This is a genomic window from Rhizobium sp. CG5, from assembly GCF_023701945.1.
GTDB lineage: Bacteria > Pseudomonadota > Alphaproteobacteria > Rhizobiales > Rhizobiaceae > Allorhizobium.
The window spans coordinates 270,782-293,518 of sequence record NZ_JABAEF010000007.1 but is presented as its reverse complement, the minus strand read 5'-3'; the positions used below and the strand labels follow the sequence as shown (position 1 = coordinate 293,518).

Annotated in this window: 20 protein-coding genes; 9 read left to right on the top strand and 11 right to left on the bottom strand. The window is 61.5% G+C overall.

What is annotated here, in order from left to right; genetic code table 11:
* Positions 1-9: 9 nt before the first annotated feature.
* The 3 genes from HGO38_RS14315 to HGO38_RS14305 are packed head-to-tail and all read right to left on the bottom strand — an operon-like array spanning position 10 to position 5,224.
* The gene (locus HGO38_RS14315; RefSeq protein WP_250956571.1) at positions 10-3,072 is read right to left on the bottom strand and encodes an efflux RND transporter permease subunit; all 3,063 of its coding nucleotides are present in this window, start codon (positions 3,070-3,072) and stop codon (positions 10-12) included.
* Positions 3,069-4,154 carry an efflux RND transporter periplasmic adaptor subunit gene (locus HGO38_RS14310; protein WP_250956570.1) on the bottom strand — a complete coding sequence of 362 codons (1,086 nt, stop codon included), beginning with the start codon at positions 4,152-4,154 and terminating at the stop codon, positions 3,069-3,071. The genes HGO38_RS14315 and HGO38_RS14310 overlap by 4 nt, the downstream gene beginning before the upstream one ends.
* On the bottom strand, positions 4,151-5,224 hold the full coding sequence (locus HGO38_RS14305; RefSeq protein WP_250956569.1) for an efflux RND transporter periplasmic adaptor subunit: 1,074 nt from the start codon (positions 5,222-5,224) through the stop codon (positions 4,151-4,153). Before HGO38_RS14305 ends, HGO38_RS14310 begins: the two co-directional genes overlap by 4 nt.
* A 99-nt stretch (positions 5,225-5,323) precedes the next feature.
* On the opposite strand from HGO38_RS14305, the gene HGO38_RS14300 reads away from it, so the two are divergent.
* From HGO38_RS14300 to HGO38_RS14270, 7 genes are all read left to right on the top strand, one after another.
* Positions 5,324-5,950, top strand: a complete 627-nt coding sequence (locus tag HGO38_RS14300; RefSeq protein ID WP_250956568.1) for a TetR/AcrR family transcriptional regulator — start codon at positions 5,324-5,326, stop codon at positions 5,948-5,950.
* Positions 5,951-6,264: 314 nt separating this feature from the next.
* Positions 6,265-7,107, top strand: a complete 843-nt coding sequence (locus HGO38_RS14295; protein WP_250956567.1) for a transporter substrate-binding protein — start codon at positions 6,265-6,267, stop codon at positions 7,105-7,107.
* 73 nt (positions 7,108-7,180) lie between these two features.
* Positions 7,181-7,843 carry an amino acid ABC transporter permease gene (locus HGO38_RS14290; protein WP_250956566.1) on the top strand — a complete coding sequence of 221 codons (663 nt, stop codon included), beginning with the start codon at positions 7,181-7,183 and terminating at the stop codon, positions 7,841-7,843.
* Positions 7,844-7,850: 7 nt separating this feature from the next.
* A complete protein-coding gene (locus HGO38_RS14285; RefSeq protein WP_250956587.1) occupies positions 7,851-8,513 on the top strand; it encodes an amino acid ABC transporter permease in 663 nt (220 codons plus the stop codon).
* Positions 8,514-8,523: 10 nt separating this feature from the next.
* On the top strand, positions 8,524-9,294 hold the full coding sequence (locus tag HGO38_RS14280) for an amino acid ABC transporter ATP-binding protein (RefSeq protein ID WP_250956565.1): 771 nt from the start codon (positions 8,524-8,526) through the stop codon (positions 9,292-9,294).
* Positions 9,295-9,330: 36 nt separating this feature from the next.
* Entirely contained in the window at positions 9,331-9,720 is a 390-nt protein-coding gene (locus HGO38_RS14275) for a RidA family protein (protein ID WP_250956564.1), read from the top strand.
* A gap of 19 nt (positions 9,721-9,739) precedes the next feature.
* Positions 9,740-10,558, top strand: coding sequence for an IclR family transcriptional regulator (locus HGO38_RS14270; RefSeq protein ID WP_250956563.1), 819 nt, complete (start codon positions 9,740-9,742; stop codon positions 10,556-10,558).
* Between the two features lie 57 nt (positions 10,559-10,615).
* Here HGO38_RS14270 and HGO38_RS14265 read toward each other — a convergent pair whose 3' ends face one another.
* The 8 genes from HGO38_RS14265 to HGO38_RS14230 all read right to left on the bottom strand — a co-directional run bounded on the left by HGO38_RS14265 (position 10,616) and on the right by HGO38_RS14230 (position 20,130).
* The gene (locus HGO38_RS14265; protein ID WP_250956562.1) at positions 10,616-11,938 is read right to left on the bottom strand and encodes an NAD(P)/FAD-dependent oxidoreductase; all 1,323 of its coding nucleotides are present in this window, start codon (positions 11,936-11,938) and stop codon (positions 10,616-10,618) included.
* A 15-nt stretch (positions 11,939-11,953) separates the two neighbouring features.
* Positions 11,954-12,838 (bottom strand): ABC transporter permease, encoded by an 885-nt coding sequence (locus HGO38_RS14260; RefSeq protein ID WP_250956561.1) that lies wholly within the window; start codon positions 12,836-12,838, stop codon positions 11,954-11,956.
* A 16-nt stretch (positions 12,839-12,854) separates the two neighbouring features.
* Positions 12,855-13,805 (bottom strand): ABC transporter permease, encoded by a 951-nt coding sequence (locus HGO38_RS14255; protein WP_250956560.1) that lies wholly within the window; start codon positions 13,803-13,805, stop codon positions 12,855-12,857.
* Between the two features lie 93 nt (positions 13,806-13,898).
* Positions 13,899-15,575 carry a peptide ABC transporter substrate-binding protein gene (locus HGO38_RS14250; RefSeq protein WP_250956559.1) on the bottom strand — a complete coding sequence of 559 codons (1,677 nt, stop codon included), beginning with the start codon at positions 15,573-15,575 and terminating at the stop codon, positions 13,899-13,901.
* Positions 15,576-15,660: 85 nt separating this feature from the next.
* Complete coding sequence (locus HGO38_RS14245; RefSeq protein ID WP_250956558.1) at positions 15,661-16,992, bottom strand: NAD(P)/FAD-dependent oxidoreductase; 1,332 nt, start codon at positions 16,990-16,992, stop codon at positions 15,661-15,663.
* 2 nt (positions 16,993-16,994) lie between these two features.
* Positions 16,995-17,693: an SDR family NAD(P)-dependent oxidoreductase gene (locus tag HGO38_RS14240; RefSeq protein ID WP_250956557.1), complete on the bottom strand. Its 699-nt coding sequence runs from the start codon at positions 17,691-17,693 to the stop codon at positions 16,995-16,997.
* A 23-nt stretch (positions 17,694-17,716) separates the two neighbouring features.
* Positions 17,717-18,202: a MarR family winged helix-turn-helix transcriptional regulator gene (locus HGO38_RS14235; protein WP_250956556.1), complete on the bottom strand. Its 486-nt coding sequence runs from the start codon at positions 18,200-18,202 to the stop codon at positions 17,717-17,719.
* 281 nt (positions 18,203-18,483) lie between these two features.
* Positions 18,484-20,130 carry an ABC transporter ATP-binding protein gene (locus HGO38_RS14230; RefSeq protein WP_250956555.1) on the bottom strand — a complete coding sequence of 549 codons (1,647 nt, stop codon included), beginning with the start codon at positions 20,128-20,130 and terminating at the stop codon, positions 18,484-18,486.
* A gap of 354 nt (positions 20,131-20,484) precedes the next feature.
* On the opposite strand from HGO38_RS14230, the gene HGO38_RS14225 reads away from it, so the two are divergent.
* Together HGO38_RS14225 and HGO38_RS14220 are read left to right on the top strand one after the other, a co-directional pair.
* Entirely contained in the window at positions 20,485-20,910 is a 426-nt protein-coding gene (locus tag HGO38_RS14225; RefSeq protein WP_250956586.1) for a helix-turn-helix domain-containing protein, read from the top strand.
* Between the two features lie 624 nt (positions 20,911-21,534).
* Positions 21,535-22,737: a tetratricopeptide repeat protein gene (locus tag HGO38_RS14220; RefSeq protein WP_250956554.1), complete on the top strand. Its 1,203-nt coding sequence runs from the start codon at positions 21,535-21,537 to the stop codon at positions 22,735-22,737.

Sequence of the window (22,737 nt, the reverse complement as noted above, 5' to 3'; positions counted from 1 at the left end):
ACAAAGCGTCTAGGCCTCGACGTCCACCGTCGTTTCATCGCGCGGGATGCGGAACCAGGCCACATACAAAGCCGGGAGGAACAGCAGCGTCAGAACCGTTCCGACGACGATGCCGCCCATCATGGCATAGGCCATCGGCCCCCAGAACACTTCCCGGGAAATCGGGATGAGCGCCAGGGTGGCCGCCGCCGCTGTCAACAGGATGGGCCGCATGCGGTGTTCGGTGGCCTCCACCACCGCCTTCCAGGGCGGCATGCCCTCGCTTCGAAGATGCTCGATCTGCACGACGAGAATAACCGAGTTGCGGATCAGGATACCGACCAGCGCCAGCACGCCGAGGATCGCCACGAAGCCCATCGGCGCATTGCTCAGAAGCAGGGCTGCCACGACCCCGATCAAGGCCAGCGGAGCAACGGCAAACACCAGGAACAGGCGGCTGAAGCTCTGAAGCTGGATCATCAGGATCGTTGCCATGGCAAACAGCATCATCGGCGCGACCGCGACGATCGGCCCTTGCGAATCCGCGCTGGACTCGACGGAACCACCGATCTCGACATGGTAGCCGACAGGCAGAGCGTTCGAAAACTTGTCCACCTCGGGCTTCAGCTGCTCGACAGCCGTTGCCGGCTGCGTCGAGCCGATGACCGCCGCCTTGACGATGATCGTCGGAATGCGGTCCCGGCGGCCGATGAAGGGCTGTTCGAGTTCGTAGCGGAACTTGGCAATCGCCGACAGCGGCACCGATTTTCCGCTCGAGCTCGGCAGTTGCAGGTTCTTCAGCGTCTCGATCGAGCCGCGCTCGGAATCCTGCGCCCGTCCAATGACATCGATCAGGTAGATGTCGTCGCGGACCTGGGTCGACGAGGATCCCTTGACGACGCCATTCAGCGCCGTCGCGATATCTTCCGACGAGATGCCGAGCTGGCGGGCATTGTCCTGCAGGACGTCAACCTTCACGACGCGCGACGGCTCGTTCCAGTCATAGGTCATGTTGGTCAGCAGCGGATGCTGATTGAGGATGCCCCCCAATTGCTGCGCCAGCTGGCGAACCTTCTGGATATCCGGCCCGCCGACGCGGTACTGGACGGGCTTGCCGACCGGAGGACCGATGTCGAGAAGCTTGACGAAGGCGTCGGTGCCGGGAAACGTTTTCGTCACATAGGCCTGAAGATCGGCGCGAAGGCGGTTTCTGGCGTCCAGGTCCTTGGCGACAATGACGATCTGTCCGAACCACACGGCCTGCGTCTGCACGTCGTAGGACAGGATGAAGCGCGGGGCACCTTCACCGACATAGGTCGACCAATGGTCAATATCCGCGTTGCCGACGAGCTTTTCCTGTTCGAACTTCGCCATCTGCCGGTTGGTCTCGGCGATGGTGGTGTTGTGCGGCATGTTCCAGTCGACGATCAGTTCGACGCGATCGGACGACGGGAAGAACTGCTGTTGCACAAGCCCGAGACCGCCCACCGAGACAGCGAAGGTCGCCACGGTCGCGATGATCGTGACCCAGCGCCAGCGCATGGCCAGCAAGAGCAGCCACGCGAAGCCGGCGGCTACCCGCCCCTTTTTTTCATGATGGGATTTCATCGTCTTCGGCAGGATGGCCACGCCCAACAGCGGCGTGAACAGCACGGCAACGATCCATGACACGACCAGGGAAACGGCGATCACGACAAACAGCGTGAAGGTGAATTCACCGGCCGCGCTATTGTTGAGCCCGATCGGGATGAAGCCCGCGACGGTGACAAGCGTGCCCGTCAGCATAGGGAACGCCGTGGATGTGTAGACATGGGTGGCGGCTTTGCGCAGGGTGTCCCCGGCTTCCAGCCGCGACACCATCATCTCGACGGCGATCATGGCGTCGTCGACGAGCAGGCCGAGCGCGATGATCAGAGCGCCGAGCGATATTCGCTGCAGCGAGATGCCGCTATATTCCATGAAGACGAAAGTGATCGCCAGAACGAGCGGAATCGAGATCGCGACGACCATGCCGGCGCGCATGCCCAGGCTGATGAAGCTGATCGCCAGAACGATGACAATGGCCTCGAACAGCGCCTTGGTGAAGCCCGACACGGCCTCTTCGACGACGGCCGGCTGGTCGGACACCCGCTCGACATCGACGCCGATCGGAAGATCCGCAACGACCTTCTTCATCTGGGCGTCGAGCGCCTCGCCGAATTCCAGCAGGTTTGAGCCGGTCGTCATGCCGATCGACAGACCGATGGCGGGCTCACCCTTGAAGCGAAACAGCGTTGATGGTGGATCGGCATAGCCGCGCTTGACGGTCGCAATATCGGTCAGCGGGAAATAGCGATCGTTGACCCGCAGGTTGATCGCCTTCAGGCTTTCCTCCGAGGTGAACTGACCGCCGACGCGCAAGGCAATGCGCTCCGGCCCGGCATCGACGAAACCGGATTGCGTGACCGCGTTCTGCGCCTGCAGCGTTTCGATGACCGATTGCTGGTCGATGCCGAGTGCGGCGATCTTGCGGGTGGAGAATTCCAGATAGATCGCCTCGTCCTGCGCACCCACGACGTCGATCTTGCCGACATTCGGGACGGCCAGCAGCTGGGTACGAGCATCCTCGACGAAATCGCGAAGCTGACGCTGCGTCAGACCGTCCGACGTAAAGGCATAGATATTGCCGTAGACGTCCCCGAACGTGTCATTGAAGAACGGCCCGACCACACCGCTCGGGAAATCCCCGGAAATGTCGTTGACCATATTGCGGACCCGGACCCAGTTGCCCGTCACGTCTCTTGCCTTTGTCGTGGCCAGGAGCTCGACGAAGATGGTCGTCTGCCCGGCGGTCGTTTCGCTGCGGGTATAGTCGAGAGAATCCAGTTCCTGGAGCTTCTTTTCGATCCGGTCCGTGACCTGACGGGTCACTTCCTCCGCAGAGGCTCCCGGCCATTGGGCGTTGATCACCATCGTCTTGATGGTGAAGGCGGGGTCTTCTTCGCGACCGAGGTTGAGATAGGAGAACGTGCCCGCCAGAAGGAAGACGATCATGAAGTACCAGACGAGCGAACGGTGTTCGAGCGCCCAGTCGGAGAGGTTGAAAGATTTCACTGGGTGATCTCCTGGTCGATGCGAACGGTCTGGCCTTCTTCGAGTTTGTGGACGCCGGCTACGGCGATGCGCTCGCCCGGCTTGATGCCGTCGGAAATCGTGACGCGGTCGCCCGGAACAATGCTGCCGTCGACCGTGACCTGGCGCGAGGACACCTTGCCATCGGCGCCGTCGACGACCCAGACAGAATGGTTCGAACCGTCCGTCTTGATGGCCGATGCGGGAACTCGGATAACGGAATTCGACTGGGTTGTGGCGCTGGCGGTAATCACCGCACCGAGCCTCAGCGCCTCGGGCGGATCGACCAGCGTCAGCTTGGTGCGCTGGGTGCGGGTCGCATCGTCGGCTTCAGGCGCGATCTCGCGCACGATGCCCTTGGCCTTGACGGTGGGGTCGAGTTGCAGGGAAACCTCGAATTCGGCGCCCGGCTGCATTTGAACGCCTGCGACTTCGGGCACGTCGATCACCGCATCCCGCTCTTCCGGTCTGGCGACAGTGGCAACACTCTGGCCGGCCGAGACAACCTGCCCGACCTCGGCGGATGTCGCCGTGACGACGCCGTCGAATTCGGACAGAAGGCGCGAATAGCTCAATTGTTCATTGGCCTTGTTGAGGTTGGCCTTGGACTTGGCCACGGCGGCCTCGGCGGTCTTGCGCTCCTGCTGCGCCGTCTCGTAGGTGGCCTTGGCCGCCGACTGTTTTTCGAAGAGGATTTTCTGTCGTTCTTCATTGGTCAGCGCGTTGGCGAGCTGCGCCTGGCTGTTGGCGAGATCGGACTGCGAACTTTTGACGGCGAGTTCGAGGGCCAAAGGATCGATGGCTGCCAGCACATCGCCCTTTTTCACCAGGTCGCCGATTTCGACATTACGCGCCACGATGCGGCCGAGGATGCGGAAACTGAATTCCGTTTCGATGCGCGCTTCGACCGTGCCCGGCAGCGTCAGCCGGGCCGCCGGCTCCAGCGCGATGACCTGGGACAAGACCGGACGCGGCGGCTCGACGGTAGCGGCCTCTTCCTTCTGGCACGCCGTCAGGACCGTGCCGGCGATGAGAAGTGCAGTAAGACGGGAGATGGACTTCATTGGATAGCCTCTTCGAATGCCACGACTTCGCCTTCGCTGAGGAACTTGGTTCCGTTGCTGACGACAACCTCGCCCTCCGTCAGACCCGACTGGACGAAGAAGCGTTCGGCGCCATAGGCAAGGACCGTGACGGGGCGGATGGAAACTGCGCGTGTCTTGGGGTCGATGGTCCACACGGCGGGCTGCCCTGCAGCAGACGCCATGGCGGACCAGGGCAGTTCGATCGTCGTGACCGGTTTGTAGCTCACGGTAGCGACGACAGCACTGCCAAGCCGGACGTCGGCTGCGTCTTCAAGGGCAAGCTTGATGCGAATGGTTCCGGTCGTGGTATCGATCGTCGGTGAGATCTCGCGCACCTTTGCCTTCAGCGGTTCCCCGCCCGTCAGCACCCTGACCTCGACATTATCTTCCAGTTCACGGCCCAGAAGAGAGGATTCATCGGCTTCCAGTACGGCATCGCGCGGCCCGTCATGGGCCAGCGTGAAGATGAGTTCGGCGGCCTGCGCCACCTGCCCCACTTCGGCACTGCGAGCGGTGATAATGCCCGCGGCATCCGCTTCGAGATCGGCCTGACCGAGCGTGTCGTTGGCGGTATCGACATCGGCCTGGGCCGCCTCCACCGTTGCCCGGGCCCGCAGCAGCGTTTCCCGCGCCTCATCGAGGGCGGCCCGCGTCGTGACACCGGTGGCAAACAGTCTTTCCTGCCGATCGAATGCCTGCTGCGCTTCCGTCAACTGCGCCTCATCGGAGAGCAGACTCGCCAGAGCCACCTCCAGATCTGCCTTCTGCTCTTCGGCGTCAATGCGCGCCAAAACCTGTCCGGCCTTGACACGGTCACCGACATCGACGAGTCGTTCCGTGATCCGCCCGCTGGTCCGGAAGGAAAGATCGGACTGAACGCGAGCGCTGATTTCACCCGTCGTCGAGATGGTTTCCGACAGCGGCTCGGCCTTCACGACCACCGCCTCGACATGTCGCACTTCCTTTTCGCGCGCCTCTTCCTTTGGAGCGCAAGCCGTCAGGGACGCAAATGAAAACGCCAAAAGCGCGCTCGTTAATACCCGTCGCATATTCGCCTCTTGATCAATGACAAGACTGTGATTACTTTTGAATGACGCGTTAGTCAATGAAATTTCTGAAGCACCGATTGAAATGAACAGGCAGGTTTGATGGCAAGACCCAAGAAGCTTTCCCGGGCTGAGCAAAAGGCGCTCAGGCCGATTCAAATTCTCGATGCAGCATTCGAAGAGTTCGTCGCAAATGGCTTCACCGCAACGCGCGTGGAAGACATCGCAGATCGCATTGGCGTGACCAAGGGCACAATCTATGTGTATTTCCCGACGAAGGACGAGCTGTTTTCGGCGATGATCGATCACATCTCGATACCGCTGGAGGAACTGCTGCGCGACTCCGGCGAATTGACAGGGACCTGCGCCGAGCGGCTTCGAGCTCTTCTCCTTCTGTTCTACGAAAGGATATCGGACGACCGACACACGCGCGAATTGGTCCGATTCGTGATCTCGGAAGGGTCACGCTTTCCCCACGTCATCGAGGCGCATCACGAGGAACTGATCGAACCGCTTTTTGCGCTGACCCAATCGCTGCTCGACGAGGGTATCGCCAACGGCGAGTTCCGCAATGCGCCGGCAGCGCTTGCCCCGGTCATCGTCGCACCGATCATTGCCATGACGATCGAGGTCCTGCTCTTCGGCAAGCGTCGCGACCCGGACCTGCCATCCTATGTCAGGGCCCATCTGGATCTCGTCATGAATGGCCTGGCCGTCGACCGGCAATAGGGCCCGTGCCGCACCTCAGCGGCAGTCGCAAAGCGCACCGATTGAGATAGCGGCCGCATCGCAACGCCGGCCCGAACCCTGGCGCCTGGAGTACCCTTCCCTTGGTCGGCTCTGACCCGCAGCCGCGCCGGGCGTCCTTCCTCCCAGAAAATGCTGCACTGCCGAAAAATGCGCCACCCATCCGAGCTGCATCAATTATCGCCGCGGACCATTGACAAGTCATTGGCCTTCCGTTTTGATGGGTATGTCCGATAAAACAGACATGTGTCCGGTATATTGGATTTCAAAGAAGCGCTCAATCTCAGGGGAACGCCATGACCATTTCCTTCCGCGCCGGCATAACGTCGCTGGTCGCCGCCACCTTCCTTTCCACCCCTCCGGTCCTCGCCGAGGGCAGCAAGCTCGATGACGTGCTGGCCCGCGGCCATCTTGTTCTCGGCACCGGCAGCACCAATGCGCCGTGGCATTTCAAGAGCGCCGACGACAAGCTGCAGGGCTTTGACGTCGATATGGGCCGCATCGTCGCCAAGGCGCTGTTCGGCGACCCCGACAAGATCGAATATGTCAACCAGTCCTCAGACGCCCGCATTCCCAACATCACCACCGACAAGGTCGACCTGACCTGCCAGTTCATGACGGTGACGGGCGAGCGCGCCCAGCAGATCGCCTTCACCATTCCCTATTACCGCGAAGGCGTCGGCCTGATGCTCAAGGCTGATGGCAAATATGCCGACTATGCCGCCCTGAAGGCCGCCGGTTCGTCGGTGACGATCTCCGTGCTGCAGAATGTCTATGCCGAAGCCATGGTGCATGCCGCCCTGCCGGAGGCCACCGTCGACCAGTACGAGTCCGTCGACATGATCTATCAGGCACTGGAATCCGGCCGCGCCGATGCGGCGGCCACCGACCAGTCGTCGCTGGCCTGGTACATGACCCAGAACCAGGGCCGCTACAAGGATGCCGGCTATGGCTGGAACCCGCAGTCTTACGCCTGCGGCGTCAAGCGCGGCGACCAGGATTGGCTGAACTTCGTCAACACCGCCTTGCACGAGGCGATGACCGGCGTCGAATTCGACTTCTATGCCGCATCCTACAAGACCTGGTTCGGCAAGGACCTGGCCCCGCCGCAGATCGGCTTCCCGGTCGAGTACAAGTAAGCTTCAAGGCCTGCTGTCGGGACGAAGGTTAAACCCTTCGTCCCGTCTCCATTCTCTGTGACGGGACCTTGCCATGGGTTACACCCTCAATTTTGCCGCCGTCTGGCGCAGTTTCGACCAGCTCCTGGAAGGATTGCTGCTCAGCCTCGGCCTGGCTTTCGTTTCCATTCTCGTCGGCGCCGTGATCGGCCTGGTCGTAGCCTTCGCGCTGATCGCCAAAAGCGGCTGGGTCAGACGGCCGGCGGCAACCTATGTCACGGTGATCCGCAACCTGCCGATCCTCGTCCTGGTGCTGTTTGCCTATTTCGCGCTACCGCAACTGGGCGTGCGCCTCGGCAAGATCGAGACCTTCGTGGCGGTGTTGTCGATCTATTCCGGTGCCTATCTGGCGGAAGTGTTCCGGGCCGGTCTTCTGTCGATCCCCCGCGGGCTGACGGAGGCGGGCCTGGCGATCGGCCTGACGCCGATGCAGATCCGCACCTCGATCATCGCCCCGCTGATGTTCCGCAACGTTCTTCCCTCGCTCTCGTCCACCGTGATTTCGCTGTTCAAGGACACCTCGCTCGCCGCAGCGATTGCCGTGCCGGAACTGACCTTCGAGGCCCGCAAGATCAATGTCGAGACCTTCCGGGTGATCGAGACCTGGATCGTCACCGCCGGTCTCTACGTCGCCACCTGTTCGCTGCTGGCGGCGCTGATGCGCATGGCCGAGCGGCGCCTTGTCGTCCCGAGGTGATGTCATGATGGATTTCTCCGCCTTCTTCGAACAGATCTGGCTGGCGCGCGCCGTCATTCTCAAAGGGCTCGGCGTCACGATCTCGATCTCGTTTCTGTCGATCGTCATCGGATCGCTGCTCGGCGTGCTGGTCGGTCTGGCGCTGGTCTATGGCAATCGCGTGCTGCGCTTTGTCGTGCGGGCCTATGTCGATTTCATCCGCGGCACGCCTGTCCTGGTGCTGGTTCTGGCCAGCTATTATGTGCTCTCGACGATCGGCATCGAGCTTGGACCGTTCCAGGCCGGCGTGCTGGCGCTGGCAGTCTTCTGCTCGTCCCATGTCGGCGAGATCGTCCGCGGCGGCCTGCAGGCCATTCCGACCGGCCAGACGGAAGCTGCCAAGGCGATCGGCCTGACCTTCGGCCAGACCTTCGCCTACGTGCTCTGGCCGCAGGCGCTCCGGCAGTTTCTCCCGGCCTGGGTCAATACCTCGGCCGAGATGGTCAAGGCCTCGACGCTGCTTTCGGTGATCGGCGTCGCGGAACTGCTGCTACGCACCCAGGAGATCATCTCCCGCAATTTCATGAGCCTGCAGTTCTATTTCCTCGCCGGCTTTCTCTACTTCGTCATCAATTACGGCATCGAACGTTTCGGCAAATATGTCGAGCGCAAGACCGCCGTTCCGTCGTGAGGGCTCCCGCATGAGCAAGATACTTCTCGAAATCCAGGGTCTTCGCAAGCAATACGGCCCCGTCGAAGTGCTGAAAGGTGTCGACTGCACCATGCACGAGGGCGAGGTGATCTCGATCATCGGATCGTCCGGCTCCGGCAAGACCACCATGCTGCGCTGCATCAACATGCTGGAGGAATTCCAGGGCGGGCATATCCGCCTGGCCGGCGAAGAGATCGGCTATGAACACGCAGGCCCGGTCCGCAAGCGCAAGAGCGAAAAGGAAATCGCAAGGCACCGGGCGATGACCGGCATGGCCTTCCAGCAGTTCAACCTCTTTCCGCACATGACCGCGGTGCAGAACGTCATGCTCGGCCTCCTCAAGGTGAAGAAGATGAGCCGCGACGAGGCCCGCGTCCTCGGCGAGACATGGCTGGACCGCGTCGGTCTGACCGGCCGCGGCAATCACTATCCCGGGCAATTGTCCGGCGGCCAGCAGCAGCGTGTCGCCATTGCCCGGGCGATTGCCATGGCGCCGCAGCTCATGCTGTTTGATGAAGTGACCTCGGCGCTCGATCCGGAACTCGTCGGCGAGGTTCTTCAGGTCATCAAGGGTCTGGCCGCCGACGGTATGAGCATGCTGCTGGTCACCCACGAGATGCGCTTTGCCTACGAGGTCTCAAGCCGCGTGATCTTCATGAACCAGGGCGTCATCTGCGAGGAAGGCGATCCCAAGGAGATGTTCGTCAGGCCCAAGACCGAGCGGCTTGCCGAATTCCTCAAGACCTCCAGCTTTAACTAAAAGACCAGCTTCAACGACAAGAAAAGAGAGCATTTCATGACGATCAAACGTTACGGCGCCGGCGAATCCGGCGCAGGCGGACAGCCCCTTCCCTTCGCGCGCGCGGTCGAAGCAAACGGCTGGCTTTACGTGTCCGGCCAGGTGCCGATGGAAAAGGGCGAGATTATCCGCGGCGGCATCGTGGCGGAAACCCGCAAGGCCATCGAGAACCTCATTGCCATCCTGCATGAGGCCGGCTACGGCCTTGAGGACGTGGTGCGCGTCGGCGTCTGGCTCGATGATCCCCGCGACTTCTGGAGTTTCAATGGCGTTTATGCCGAGTACTTCGGCGAGAACCCGCCGGCGCGCGCTTGTGTTCAGTCGCGGATGATGGTCGATTGCAAGGTAGAGGTGGACTGCGTGGCCTATCGCGCCGATCGTACCTGACAGAAGTGTGGAGAAGAGCATGACCGAGGCCGCAGGCGATACGATCTCGCGACGCACGCGGGGACTGGATCGCGCGTTCGAGATCCTCGAGTTCCTGCGCGTCAAGCGCCAGCCCATGCGGCCGAACGAGATCGCCTCGGAAATCGGCGCGCCGCGCTCTTCGATCTACGAACTCGTCAACCTGCTGCTCAGTCACGGCATGCTGGATTATCAGGGAGGCGACGGCCGGGTGTTTCTCGGCCGCCGCCTCTATTTCCTCGGAACGGCCTATGCCGAACAGTTCGACCTGATGCGGGAATGCGACCGCATGCTGGTGCGGCTGGCCGAGGAAACCCGCGAGACGGCACAGATGTGCCTGCTCGAAGGCCGCAAATACACCGTCGCGATGATGCGCGAGGGTATCCGGCCATTCCGCATTTCCTCCAATGTCGGCGAACTGGTGTCGGTCCCCTGGACCGCCTCGGGCCGCCTGCTCGTCTCGCATCTGAGCGACGAGCAGATCCTTGATCTGATCCCGGCGGAGGATTTCGTGCTGCCGAACGGCCGGCTGTTCGAGCCTGCCGATTTTATCGCCCAGGTGCGCCAGGCCGGCCGCGACGGCTACTTTACCTTCAACAGCGAAGTCGAGAACTTCACGCAATGTTTCGCGGTGCCGATCCACCAGGCAGATGGCGCCTGCATTGCCACGCTGTGCCTGGTCGCGCCGCGCGAGGATGGCCTGCGCAATCGCGACGCCTATCTCGACAGCCTCCTGAAAGCGGCAGACGAGATCTCGGAGAAACTGGGCTTTCACTCGGATCGCGACCAGCAGGCACGAAACCGGGTCAGCAGCCGGTGAGCCTCATCGCGCGGTGCGGCAACGCTGTCGATCACGGCACGGCGCATCGGCAACCGCTCAGGCATGCGGCGGCAAAGGAACGCCTGAGAGTTTGGTCTTGATCCAGTCGGAGACGCGATAGTATCTGAGCGTCAGTTGCGGACCATAGTTCATGTAGAAGGGTGCGGCCGTCAACGGCTCGAGTTTCAGCGACAGATCCCTGTCCGGCACGCCCTTCGCCCATTCCGACAAAATGCCGCCCAGCATGCTGCCGGTCGGCACGCCGCGGCCTGACAGGCCGGTGAGGGCGACGACACCGGGGGCCAGATCATAGAGACGCGGCACCGTTCGATACTGCATGTCCAGTTCGCCGAACCAGACATACTCCCAGCGGATCTCCTGCTTGATCTGTGGATGCAGCCATTTCAGCCGATCGCTCATCACGGTGCGCGTATAGTCCATGTCCCGGCCGCGACGCCCCATCGGGAACATCGAGGCGACGATGCGGCCTTCGGCATTGTATTTGTAAACGTAGATATCGCCTCGGCCGTCATGGATGGTGGTGTTGCGCGGCAGGATCGAGTGGCGTTCGTCAGCCGACAGGGGCTCTGTCGCGGCGACGAAAACCCTCTGGATCTTGAAGGTCCGGTCGAGCTTCGGCCAACCTCCCACCGTATAGGCGCCGGTGGCAAAGATCACCTTGTCGGCGATGACCTTGCCTTGGGGCGTGCTGATCCCCCAGCCGGTCCCTTCCCGTTCGCAACCGGTCACGGGTGAGCCGGTATGGATCTTGCCACCTTCCTGCAGAACGGCACGGGCGAGGCCTCGGGAATAGCCGAGCGGATTGAGATGTCCGGCCTCTTCGTGCAGCCAGCCGCCATGAAAGCGCGGGCTGCCGGTGATCGCCGCCACCTCGTCGCGGTCAATAGTGCGGGTGCGGGCGCCGACGGCGTTGTAGGTGCGGACCTTCTCCTCGATCGTCTTCATCATGCCGGGATAGGGCGCGCCCATGACATAGCCGTTCTGCTGCCATTCGCATTGGATCTGGTAGCGCTCGATCATGCCGGCAACCCGGTCATTGGCGCGCGTCTGGCGGGCGATCAGCCGCTCGGCCCAGGGCTCACCCAGCATGCCGCGCAATTCCGGCAGGCTGTAATGGGTGAAGGTCGGCGTGCAGTGTCCGGCATTGCGGCCCGATCCGCCGAAACCGATCTCCTCCTTTTCCAGCAGCACGACACTGACCCCGTCGCGGGCAAGCTCCAGCGCTGTCGTCAGCCCAGTATAGCCGCCGCCGACGATGCAGACATCGGCCTTGATCGTGCCCTGCAGATCCGTCGTTACTGGTGCGGGCGTTGCGGTCGCATACCACAGGGTCGTCTCGAACGGGGAAAACCGTGTCATCGCCTCGTCCTCCGTTCAACTGTGGTCGCTGCGGGCGTCGAGCGCATCGCGCAGGCCGTCGCCGATGAAGTTGAAACTGGTGACCGCCAGCGTGATGGCCACACCGGGCACGATCGCCAGCCATGGCGCGCGGTCGAGATATTGCTGGGCACCGTTCAGCATATTGCCCCAGCTCGGCAGTGGCGGCTGGATGCCATAGCCAAGAAAGCTGACATAGGCCTCCAGCAGGATAGCACGCGCCACGGTCAGGGTGGCGGCGACGATGATCGGCCCGATGACGTTGGGCAGCAGTTCCCGGAACATGATCCAGCTGTTGGAGAGGCCTAGCATGCGCGCCGCCAGCACGAAGTCACGCTCGCGCAGCGAGCGCACTTCGGCTTCGACGATGCGGGCGATTTCCATCCAGCTGGTGATGGCGATGATGACCGTGATCATGAACGGGCTGGGCTTGATGAAGGCGGCCAGCGCCAGCAGCAGAAAGATGCTGGGGAAGGACAGGAAGGCATCGACGAACCGCATCAGGGCAGCACCAATGCGGCCGCCGTAATATCCGGCGCAGACGCCGATGACCGTGCCGATCGCCGTCGACAGCAGCATGGCAAAGAAGCCGACCAGCAGCGAAATGCGGCCGGCCATGAACAGACGGGCGGCAAGATCGCGGCCGAGCGGATCCGTGCCGAAGATATGATAGCCGGTCAGCGGCGGCGCGAAACGGGCGCGCAGGTCGATGAACAGTTCATCGAACGGCAGGAGATAGGGCCCGATGATGCAGGAAAGCGCCAGGACGGTGATCATGACGACCCCCAGCATGGCCAGCCTGTGGCGGGCAAAACGCCGGAACGTCCGGCTCTGCCACCAATGGATTTTCGGGGACGTGGACGTGGACACGATGGCGGACATGTTCGTTCTCCTGATCCTAACCCAGCCTGATGCGGGGATCGACGAAGGCGACAAGCAGATCGGTGATGAGACTGCCGATCAGCACGAGGATGGCCGAAAACATCAACAGCCCCATCACGACCGGATAGTCGTTGTAGCCAAGACTATCGAGAAATAGCCGGCCCATTCCGGGCCATGTGAAGACTGTCTCGGTGACCAGCGCGCCGCCCAGGATGGTCGGCAATTGCAGGCCGGCGAGCGTGATCATCGGCAGAAGAGCGTTGCCGATCACATGCTTCATCAGCACCCGTCGCGCCGAAAGTCCCTTGGCCTTGGCGGTGCGGACGAAATCCTGGTTGATGACGTCGAGCGTCGCGGTCCGCATGTAGCGGCTCCAGACGGCGACATTGACCAGCGCCAGAACCACCGTCGGCATGATCAGGTGAATGGCATAGTCGCGGACCGAGCCATCGCCGATCGTGTACATGTTGCCGGCCGGCAGCCATTTCAGCCGCAGAGAAAAGAGATAGATCGCCACCAGCCCGAACCAGAAGGTCGGGATCGACAAAGCCACCATGGCGCCGACCGTCGCCGTATAGTCGAAGATCGAGTAGCGCTTGGTGGCGGCCTTGATGCCAAGCCAGGTGCCCACCGCGATCGACAGGACGGTCGACGAGCCCATCAGAAGCAGGGTGGCAAACAGGTGTCCGGTGATGATGCCGAGAACCGGCTGGCTGTCACGATAGGAGCGGCCCCAGTCTCCCTGCAGCAGATGCCACAGCCAGTCGAGATACTGGATCGGCAGCGGGCGGTCGAGACCCATCTGCTTGGCGATGCGGTCCAGCGCCTCCTGGGTCATGCCCGGTGTCAGCGCATATTGCGACAGCGGACCTCCGGGGGCGAGATTCAAAACCGCAAACCCGATCATCGACACGAGGAACAGCAGGATCAGGCTTTGCCAGAGGCGGCTGACGAGATAGCGCAGCATCGCAGGTCTCTCCGATTTCTATGGGTATGGTCGAAACACTCCGTTGAGCCCCTCCCCGCAAAACGGGGAGAGGATGTATCAACGGACCGTGTTTTACGAGGCCCAGTACCAGCTCCCCGGGTTCCAGCTGTCGATGCGGACATTGACGTTGTAGGCGATGCCCTCCGCGCCGGTTTTGTAGCCGCGGACCGTCGAATACTGGAACATCGGCAGGAACGGCAGATCGGCGCGCATGATCTCCTGGATCTTCAGGTAGATCTTCTTGCGCTCTTCCGGCACGAAGACCTGGCCGCCCTCGTCCAGCAGCTTGTCGACCTCGGGGTTGGCATATTGCCAGTTGTTCTGCCCGGCGCCGCCCTTGGCGCCGATCGACGTGGACTTGAAGTAATCCGAGGTATCGGGATCGGCGCCGGTCAGAAAGTCGAGGCCGACGACGACGCTGTCGAATTTCGACATCATCCAGTACTCGCCCCACATGACGGCCGGCGGCAGGTTGGAGATGGTCATCTCCACCCCGATATCCTTGAACGACTGCTGCATGAACTGCTGCACCTGTTCGCGGATATGGTTGCCCGCTGTCGTCGAGTTGGAGAAGGAGAGCTTGACGCCGTCCTTGGCGCGAATGCCGTCGCTGCCCGGCACCCAGCCGGCCTCGTCGAGGAGCTTCTTGGACTTTTCCGGATCGTATTCGTGCTTGGGCAGATCCGGATTGGCGTAGAAGGATTGCTGCGGCATGTAGCTTTCGGTCGGCGTCGGAAGGCCGTAATAGAGCGCCTCGATGATGGTTGCCTTGTCGATCGCATGATAGAGCGCCTGACGGACGGCCAGTTCCTTGAACTGCGGCTTCTCCATGTTGAAGGTTACGGATTCCACCGTCGAGCCCGGCACGACGACCACGGTCTTGCCGTCCAGCGCCTTGGCTTCCTCGTAGTGGTCCGGGGTGATCCATTGGAGGCCGGCAACGTCGATATCGCCGGTCTTGAACTGGGTGTAGAGCACCGTGAGGTCGGGAATATACTTGTAGATGATCCGCTCCAGATACGGTCCGTCGCCGAAATAGTCGGCATTGGCTTCGAGCGTGATGTGGTCGCCCGCGACCCGTTCCACCCATTTGAACGGGCCTGTGCCGATCGGCGCATTGTTGAACGGCGCAATGTTCTTGTCCTTTTCCGCGCCCAGCACATGCTTGGGCACGATGAAGGTGGAGGCGAGGATCGACGGATAGGGCGCAAACGGCTTTTCCATCTTCCAGGAGATCTCGGTAGGCGAAACCACGGTCAGCTCGCGAACCAGTTCGTGGCCCGTCTTGCGCCAGCTGCGGAACTCCGGATCAACCATCAGTTCGAGCGTGAACTTGACGTCTTCGGCGGTGAACGGCGTGCCGTCATGCCATTTCACGTCGTCGCGCAGCTTGACCTTCCAGGACAGACCATCGGCCGAGATGCCGCCGTTCTCGACGGTCGGCACGTCGATCGCGAGCGCCGGCGTGAACTTGCCGTCCGGATCGATGGCGAAGAGTGGATCGAACACGCTGAAATGGATGCCTTCGTCGACCTCGATATGCAGCATATGAGGGTTGAAAACGGTCGGCTCCTGCGAGAAGCCGACGATCATCTGGCCGGTCGGCTTGGCAGGCGGCGTTGCCGCAAAGGCCCGGTCCCGGCCGAGCAGATTGGGCATGACCAGACCGGAGGCGCTGGCAAGGGCCATCATGGTCAGGGCTTGGCGGCGTGTCGGATTGAGAATTGCATTGCTGGATTTGTCAGACATCAGTCTATTCCCTTTGCTGTTGCTCAGTCACTGTTCCACTTTGTTTTTCTTATCGTTTATGCGCTCTGCCTTCGTCTCGGGCAGACTAGAACCCGCTGATCAGCTCGATCTTCGAGCCGTCGGAAAAGCGGGAGAATCGGAAATCCTTCGGGTCGACGATCGGCGGTCTGCCGGTAACGATATCGGCCATCAGGCAACCCGCCGCCGGTCCGATGCCGAAGCCATGGCCGGAAAAACCGGTGGCGATGTGAAAGCCGGGGATGGCGTCTATGGCCGATATGACCGGCACGGCATCCGGCGTCACGTCGATATAGCCGGCCCAGCGCTGGGCGATCTCGGCCTTCTCGAAGACCGGAAACGCCTTTTTCAGATTGGCAAGCGCCAGGTTGGACAGCTTGGCGGAGGGCTTTGGATCGAGCACGCGGTTATATTCGAACGGGCTCGCCTCATCCAGGGACCAGCGGTTCGGGATGCGCGCCTCATCGAAGAAGCGGCCGCCGAGCCGGAACTTCAGCGAGCGCCATTCCGTGCCGAGTGCGGGCAGGAATTGCCGGGCATAGCGGAAGGATTTCGGCACGATGTCGACGATATTCTCGTGCCCGGAGGCGATCGTGTAGCCGCCATCCTGGCGCTTGCGCACCGCAAAGCCGTTCGACCAGATCGCCTGTTCCGGCCCACCCTCAAGCGGCTTAGTGCGCAGCACCGAATTCATCACCTTCAACTGCGGCAGGTCGATGCCGAAATTTCCCGAGAACAGACTGGACCAGGCGCCGCCGGCCAGAACCACGGCGCTGCAGGCAATGGATCCGCGCTCCGTCACAACACCGGAAATCCGGCCGCCGGAGGTTTCGATGCCACGCACGGCGCATTCCGTCAGGATGGTCGCCCCCTTCTCGCGGGCAGCTTCCGCAATGGCAGGCGCTGCCTTCTGCGGCTCGGCCCGTCCGTCGGCACTGGTAAACAGCGCGCCCTTCACGTCGAGATTGGCGGTTGGAAACATCGCCTTGAACTCGCCGCCGCTCAGCATGCGCGAGTCGAACTGGTAGCCCTCGAGATTGCGGTTCCAGCGCTCGTGCTCGGCATATTCCTTGTCGGTGGCGCAGGTGAACATGATCCCGGCGCGCGTATAGCCGAGATCGCGTCCGGTTCTCTTGTCGAGCGTGCTCCAGATGCGCAGCGCCTCCGCCATCAGCGGCACCTCACGGGGGTCGCGGCGCGAGATCCGCACCCAACCCCAGTTGCGGCTCGATTGCTCGTGGCCGATGCCGCCCTTTTCGCACACGGCAACCCGCAGGCCGCGTTCGGCCAGTTCAAGCGCTGTCGACGTGCCGATGATGCCGCCGCCGATGACGACGACATCCACTTCCTTCGGCAAATCACTGTCCCCGTGGACGGGAACGACATAAGGTCCGGGCATGATCAGTAGGACTCCTCAAGCTGGCAATTGATGGCAAATTCCGCGACGCTCGCCTCGTTCGGCAGGTCGAGCAGCATGGCAATGATGCGCGCCAGATCGCGCGGGTCGGTCATCTGGTCGTCGGCGCGGTTGGTCAGGCCTCGCGCCATGTCGGTGGCCACAAACCCCGGGCAGACGGCCGTGGCGCGGATGCCTGCATCCCAGCCGGCATGCCGGATGCCGTGGGCAAGGGCGACGGCTGCAAACTTGGACAGCGAATAAAGCCCGGCGCTGGCGCTCTTCACCCGCTTGCCGGACAGCGAACAGAGAATGATGACCCGGCCGCGGCCACTGGCCGCAAGGGGCTCCCAGGCGGCCTTGGCAAGCCGACGCGGCGCTCGGACATTGACCGCCATCGTTGCCTCGAAATCCGCTTCGTCCGCCTCGATGACGGTTTTCGGGATCATGATGCCGGCATTGGCGACGATGGCATCGATACGGCCGAAGGCGGCCATGACCTCTGCCACCCAGGCGGCTTCTGCCTCTATGTCGTCCGCATCATAGGCAAAGAGCCTGACCCGATCGGCATCCGCCCAGTCCGGCAATTCAGGCTTGCGCATGCCAAGCGAAAGGCTCCAGCCCTGGTCCCAGAGCGACCGGGCCACTTCAGCGCCGATGCCGCGATTGGCCCCTGAAATCAACGCTACACGTCCTGCCGTCATGGCATGGTCTCCAAGTTAAAGGCTCAGGATAGGCCGGCGATCCGCCGATAGGCCCGGCGCAGGATATCCATCAGCAGGGCCTGTTCGTCTTCCGGAATAAAATGGAAAAAGTCCTTGGACTGCTGGGTCACGATGGCGCGCACCTGCTCGGCCAAGGCTGCGCCCTTCGCCGTGATGTAGAGTTCCTGCGCCCGATTGTCGTCAGCCGATGTCTCACGGGTCAGAAGCCCGTGCGCTTCCATCTGATCGACCAGCCGGCCGGTTGCCGACCGGTCCTTCAAGATCAGCTGGGCAATGACGGAGGGGCGAATTCCCGGATGGCTGTCGACCATCAGCAGGGTGGTGATCTTTCCGGTGCCGCGCGCCACATCATAGCCTTCCAGCCGCTCGTCGAGATCCCGAGACACGGCCAGATTGACGGTGCGGATGTAGAAACTCAGCGTATCCTCCAGCACATCGAGATCGATGTCGCTGATGGAGACGGGCGGAGATTTCTTTCGATTACGCACGGCGAAGGCTCCGAAGAACAAAGGAATAGCGCCCCTGTTCTCGACACGAGAAAAGGATTGAACGGATGGGTGGCCGGCAGGGTCAGGCTGTCTTGCGAGGACCATGATTTGCCAGATAGTGGATAAATGCAATTATTTTTTTGAGGCCGCCGCCGGTATTTTATTCACGGCATTGCCGTGCCTATCCGATGGGCGGTCAACCTGTGCAGATGCTGCAGAAATGACAAAAGCCGCCCCGTTTCGCGGCTGGACGGCTTTGCAAAATCCGCGGATGCCTGTCGTCAGGCGGCAGGCTCCCATTCGGCGCCGGGAATGGCCGACACCAACTTGCGCGTATACTCATGGCGCGGAGCGCGAAAGATCTGCGAGGGCGGCCCGTATTCGACGATCTCACCCTTGTACATCACGGCCACCTCGTCACAGATCTGGCTGGCGACGCGCAGATCATGGGTGATGAACATCATCGCCACCTTGGTTTCCTTCTGGATCGCCGTCAGCAGCTCCAGAATCTGCGCCTGGATCGACACGTCGAGCGCCGAGACGGCCTCGTCGGCCACCAGCAGCACCGGGTCGAACATCAGCGCGCGGGCGATGCCGATGCGCTGCCGCTGGCCGCCGGAGAATTCGTGCGGAAAGCGGTCATAGGCGCCGTCATCCAGGCCGACGAGTTTCAGGGTTCGAAGCGCTTTCGCCTTGGCCTCCGCCGCGGAAACGCCGTGCGCCATCGGCCCGACGGTCAGCACTTTGCCGATCGTGTGGCGCGGGTTTAGCGAGGCAAACGGGTCCTGGAAGATCATCTGGATATAGGGACGCATCGAGCGAAAGTCATCGTTCGACATCGGCGCGATGTCACGACCGTCGAACAGGATCTTGCCGCCATCCGACTCCATCAGCTTGAGGAGAACACGGCCGAGCGAAGACTTGCCGGAGCCGGATTCGCCGACCACGCCGAGGGTTCGGCCCTTGCGGATCGAGAAGCTGACATCGTTGACGGCCTTCACCGTCCGTCCTTTGGAAAAGAAGCCGCCCGACGTCTGGTAAGTCTTGCTGAGGTTTGAGACTTCCAGCACGACCGGCGTATCGTCCGCCCCTTCGCGATCCCGAGCGGTCATGCGCGGCACAGCCGCGATCAGGCGCTTCGTATAGGGATGCTGGGGCGTCTTGAGCACCACCTCGGCCGGACCCTGCTCGACGAGATGACCCTTTTCCATGACGATGACGCGATCCGCGATCTCCGCCACGACGCCGAAATCATGAGTGATGAACATCACGCTCATGTTCTTGCGGCGCTGGATCTTGCGGATCAGGTCCAGAATCTGGGCTTGCGTGGTGACATCGAGCGCCGTCGTCGGCTCATCGGCGATCAGGACGTCCGGATCGAGCGCCAGCGCCATGGCAATCATGACACGCTGGCGCTGGCCGCCGGACAGCCGGAACGGATATTGATGCTGCAGCAGTGCCGGATCGGGCAGGCCGACCTCGTTCAGGAGATCGAGGATCTTGGCGGCACGGCTTTCGGAGGTTCCGACATCATGGGCCTCCATCACCTCGGCAATCTGGTCGCCGATCGTCATCAGCGGATTGAGCGCCGATAGAGGGTCCTGGAAGATGATCGACACGGCACGGCCGCGCAACGTCCGCAGTGTTTTTTCCTCGGTCCGGATCAGGTCCATGCCTTTGAACAGGATGCTGCCGTGGGTGACGGTGATGGCGGAGGAGAGCAATCCCATGATGGCATTGGCCGTCACCGACTTTCCCGAACCGGATTCGCCGATGATGCAAAGGATTTCGCCCGATCGCAGATCAAAGGAGATGTCGCTCACCGCATGGACCCGCTCCATGTTCTTCGGCAGGCTGACGGTCAGCTCCTTGACGGACAACACGATCCCGTCGTCGGCTTTCGTTTGTGTCGGCTCAGTCTGCGGCATGGCGGGGCCTTTTTTGGTTCGATTGTCACAGGATACTAAGCAAGAATGATGCCGAGTGCGAAGTCCACCCATTGAGTGGCGTTTGCCAAATCGGATTGCCCACGAGGGCAAGCATGCCCCAAGACTGCCATTTGGCAAGCGATTTTGGCCAAGGGGAGTCAACCGGATACGATCTGGCATATGAAGCGCGAGGCAGTTCGCCATTTCGCCGATAGGGTCTGTTAAATGCGGCCGACCACAGCTCAGGCGCGATCTGCGGGAGTGCCAATAACACTCAAGGCGTTCAAAACGCAGTTGCATAACGGTATAATTTCAAGCAAGGATGTAGGATCGACACCAAATGGTAGAGCCGAAATGAAAAAAATTCCTAATGCAATCGATATTCACGTGGGATCGCGGATCCGGCTTCGCCGAACAATGCTCGGCATGAGTCAAGAGAAGCTCGGCGACGGGCTCGGCCTGACATTTCAACAGGTTCAGAAGTACGAAAAGGGCACCAACAGGGTGGGCGCCAGCCGTCTCCAGCACATTTCGGAATTGCTGAACGTGCCGATCCCGTTCTTCTTCGAAGGCGGACCCGGCGCCATGTCGGATACGGATATCGGCCCAAGCGTTCTGACGGAATTCATGAATTCCAAGGAAGGCATCGCCCTTGCTGCAGCCTTTTCCGCCATCGAGGACAAGCGTGTCCGCCAGACCGTGCTCAGCCTGATCCGATCGCTGGGCGTCGATGCGGATGCGTCGCTGCCAAGCGAGGAAACTCGAAAAGCGGTCCAGTGATGAGCGATGGGTCTTGCCCTCACCACGTTTGGAACGTGCCGGCTTGAAGACGACGGCGGGCACGCCTTAAGGGTCCCGCTGATCTCCCTCGTCATGTTGGCCTATCTCTACGACAGGGGCCAACCCATATCGCGGCGAGAGCTGGCGACGCTGTTTTGGCAAGGCAGCCGGGAGACGGCTTACACGAACCTTCGTTCCACATTGCGCCGATTGGCCATGGCGACGGCCGAGACGCTTGCCCCGCTCATTGAGAGCGACGGCCAGACGCTTTCGGTCAATCGGGCAACGCTTCGCTGTGACTTGAGCCTTGTGGAGTTGGCCGATCCGATCGACCGGCTCCGGGCGGCCAATGACGCCGTTGCCATGCAGTTTCTGCCGTCCATGGGCCACGGAACAACCCAGCTCGACAGCTGGGTTCGCGACGTGCGCACCAGACTGGCCGGATTTCTTCGGTCCGAACTGATGCAGCATCATGCCTCGCTGAACACCAGTGCATGGCGAGGCGAGCTGAGACGGGCCGCAATCCTGCTTCTGGAATGCGATCCGGCCGACGATGAGGTCCGCACGCTTCTCACATCCGGATTGGATGCCAGGCGGCCAGAACCGGCAGCGGCCAGCATCCGTGTGGACGCGACGCCGCAACCCCTGGCTTTCAAGGATCCCAATTTCGGCGTGGCCGAGCAGCCGCCTCTGCGGCTCGCCTTGCTGCCACCTGAGACCGTGCAAAGTGCGCGGAGGGATGGATCGGTCGCCAATGCATTGATCGAAGATTTGACGATCAGCCTCTGCGCAAACCGAACGGTCTCGATCGTCGCACCGTACACGGCCGAACGGATCCAGGCCTCCAAGGACAAGGCAGCCGTTCTGCAGCAATACAATGTGGTCTACGCGCTGGATACAAAACGAACCGAGGATAGCCTGTTCGTCCAGCTGATCTTCATGCCTGCCGACGAGGTTGTCTGGGCCACTCGCTTCAAACTCGATGCCAATGCAATCGTCGAACAACGAACAGTGATCTCGACAGCCATCCAGCGGTCGATCATCGACAAAATATCGGTCAGCACCGAAATCGCCGGCGATTTCCGCCAACGGCCGGAAGCCTATTATGCCTATCTTCACGGCCTCACGGGCCTGTCGACACTGACTTTGCCGTCGATCAGAAAGGCCCGCAAGTATTTCAAGCAAGCGCTCGAAGACGAACGCGGCTTTGCTCCGGCTCTTGCCGGCACCGCACGAACGTTGAGCATGGAATGGCTGCTGACCGCCCGTGGCGATAATGAACTGCTTCTTCATGCCGAAAGGCTTGCCCAGACCGCCATCACCAAACACGGCCCCTCCGCCGGCGCGCTGAAGGAACTGGGCGTCAGCCAACTCTATCTGGGCAAGATCGACGAGAGCCTGGAGGCGCTCAGCGAAGCCGAAGCAATCAGCCCGCATTATGCCGACGCTCTTTACAGCCACGCCGACAGTCTGGTGCACGCCAGCAATCCCGCTGCAGCGCTTGCCAAGATTACCTCGGCCATCGCGCTGAACCCAATTCCGCCCGACACATATTTCTGGACAGCGGCTGGCGCCAGCTACTTTCTAGGTGAATATCAACAGGCACTCGGCTACATTGACCGCATGCGCGATAGCCGTCCCGCAAGCCGGCTGGCAGCCGCGAGTTGGGGGATGTTGGGGGAGGTTACGAAGGCACGCGCATGCCGCTTGAGAGTTCTAAAAGACAACCCCAGTTTCGATCTGAACCTGTGGCTGGAAATGATACCGCACAAAGAAAATTGGCAGACTGAACTTTATCGGGACGGCCTTTTGAGGGCTGGTTTTTAA

Excerpts from the sequence above, each read along its gene's own strand:
- HGO38_RS14310 (WP_250956570.1), bottom strand. The coding sequence starts at position 4,154 with ATGAAGTCCATCTCCCGTCTTACTGCACTTCTCATCGCCGGCACGGTC.
- HGO38_RS14305 (WP_250956569.1), bottom strand. The coding sequence starts at position 5,224 with ATGCGACGGGTATTAACGAGCGCGCTTTTGGCGTTTTCATTTGCGTCC.
- HGO38_RS14300 (WP_250956568.1), top strand. The coding sequence starts at position 5,324 with ATGGCAAGACCCAAGAAGCTTTCCCGGGCTGAGCAAAAGGCGCTCAGG.
- HGO38_RS14295 (WP_250956567.1), top strand. The coding sequence starts at position 6,265 with ATGACCATTTCCTTCCGCGCCGGCATAACGTCGCTGGTCGCCGCCACC.
- HGO38_RS14290 (WP_250956566.1), top strand. The coding sequence starts at position 7,181 with ATGGGTTACACCCTCAATTTTGCCGCCGTCTGGCGCAGTTTCGACCAG.
- HGO38_RS14285 (WP_250956587.1), top strand. The coding sequence starts at position 7,851 with ATGGATTTCTCCGCCTTCTTCGAACAGATCTGGCTGGCGCGCGCCGTC.
- HGO38_RS14280 (WP_250956565.1), top strand. The coding sequence starts at position 8,524 with ATGAGCAAGATACTTCTCGAAATCCAGGGTCTTCGCAAGCAATACGGC.
- HGO38_RS14275 (WP_250956564.1), top strand. The coding sequence starts at position 9,331 with ATGACGATCAAACGTTACGGCGCCGGCGAATCCGGCGCAGGCGGACAG.
- HGO38_RS14270 (WP_250956563.1), top strand. The coding sequence starts at position 9,740 with ATGACCGAGGCCGCAGGCGATACGATCTCGCGACGCACGCGGGGACTG.
- HGO38_RS14265 (WP_250956562.1), bottom strand. The coding sequence starts at position 11,938 with ATGACACGGTTTTCCCCGTTCGAGACGACCCTGTGGTATGCGACCGCA.
- HGO38_RS14260 (WP_250956561.1), bottom strand. The coding sequence starts at position 12,838 with ATGTCCGCCATCGTGTCCACGTCCACGTCCCCGAAAATCCATTGGTGG.
- HGO38_RS14255 (WP_250956560.1), bottom strand. The coding sequence starts at position 13,805 with ATGCTGCGCTATCTCGTCAGCCGCCTCTGGCAAAGCCTGATCCTGCTG.
- HGO38_RS14250 (WP_250956559.1), bottom strand. The coding sequence starts at position 15,575 with ATGTCTGACAAATCCAGCAATGCAATTCTCAATCCGACACGCCGCCAA.
- HGO38_RS14245 (WP_250956558.1), bottom strand. The coding sequence starts at position 16,992 with ATGCCCGGACCTTATGTCGTTCCCGTCCACGGGGACAGTGATTTGCCG.
- HGO38_RS14240 (WP_250956557.1), bottom strand. The coding sequence starts at position 17,693 with ATGACGGCAGGACGTGTAGCGTTGATTTCAGGGGCCAATCGCGGCATC.
- HGO38_RS14230 (WP_250956555.1), bottom strand. The coding sequence starts at position 20,130 with ATGCCGCAGACTGAGCCGACACAAACGAAAGCCGACGACGGGATCGTG.
- HGO38_RS14225 (WP_250956586.1), top strand. The coding sequence starts at position 20,485 with ATGAAAAAAATTCCTAATGCAATCGATATTCACGTGGGATCGCGGATC.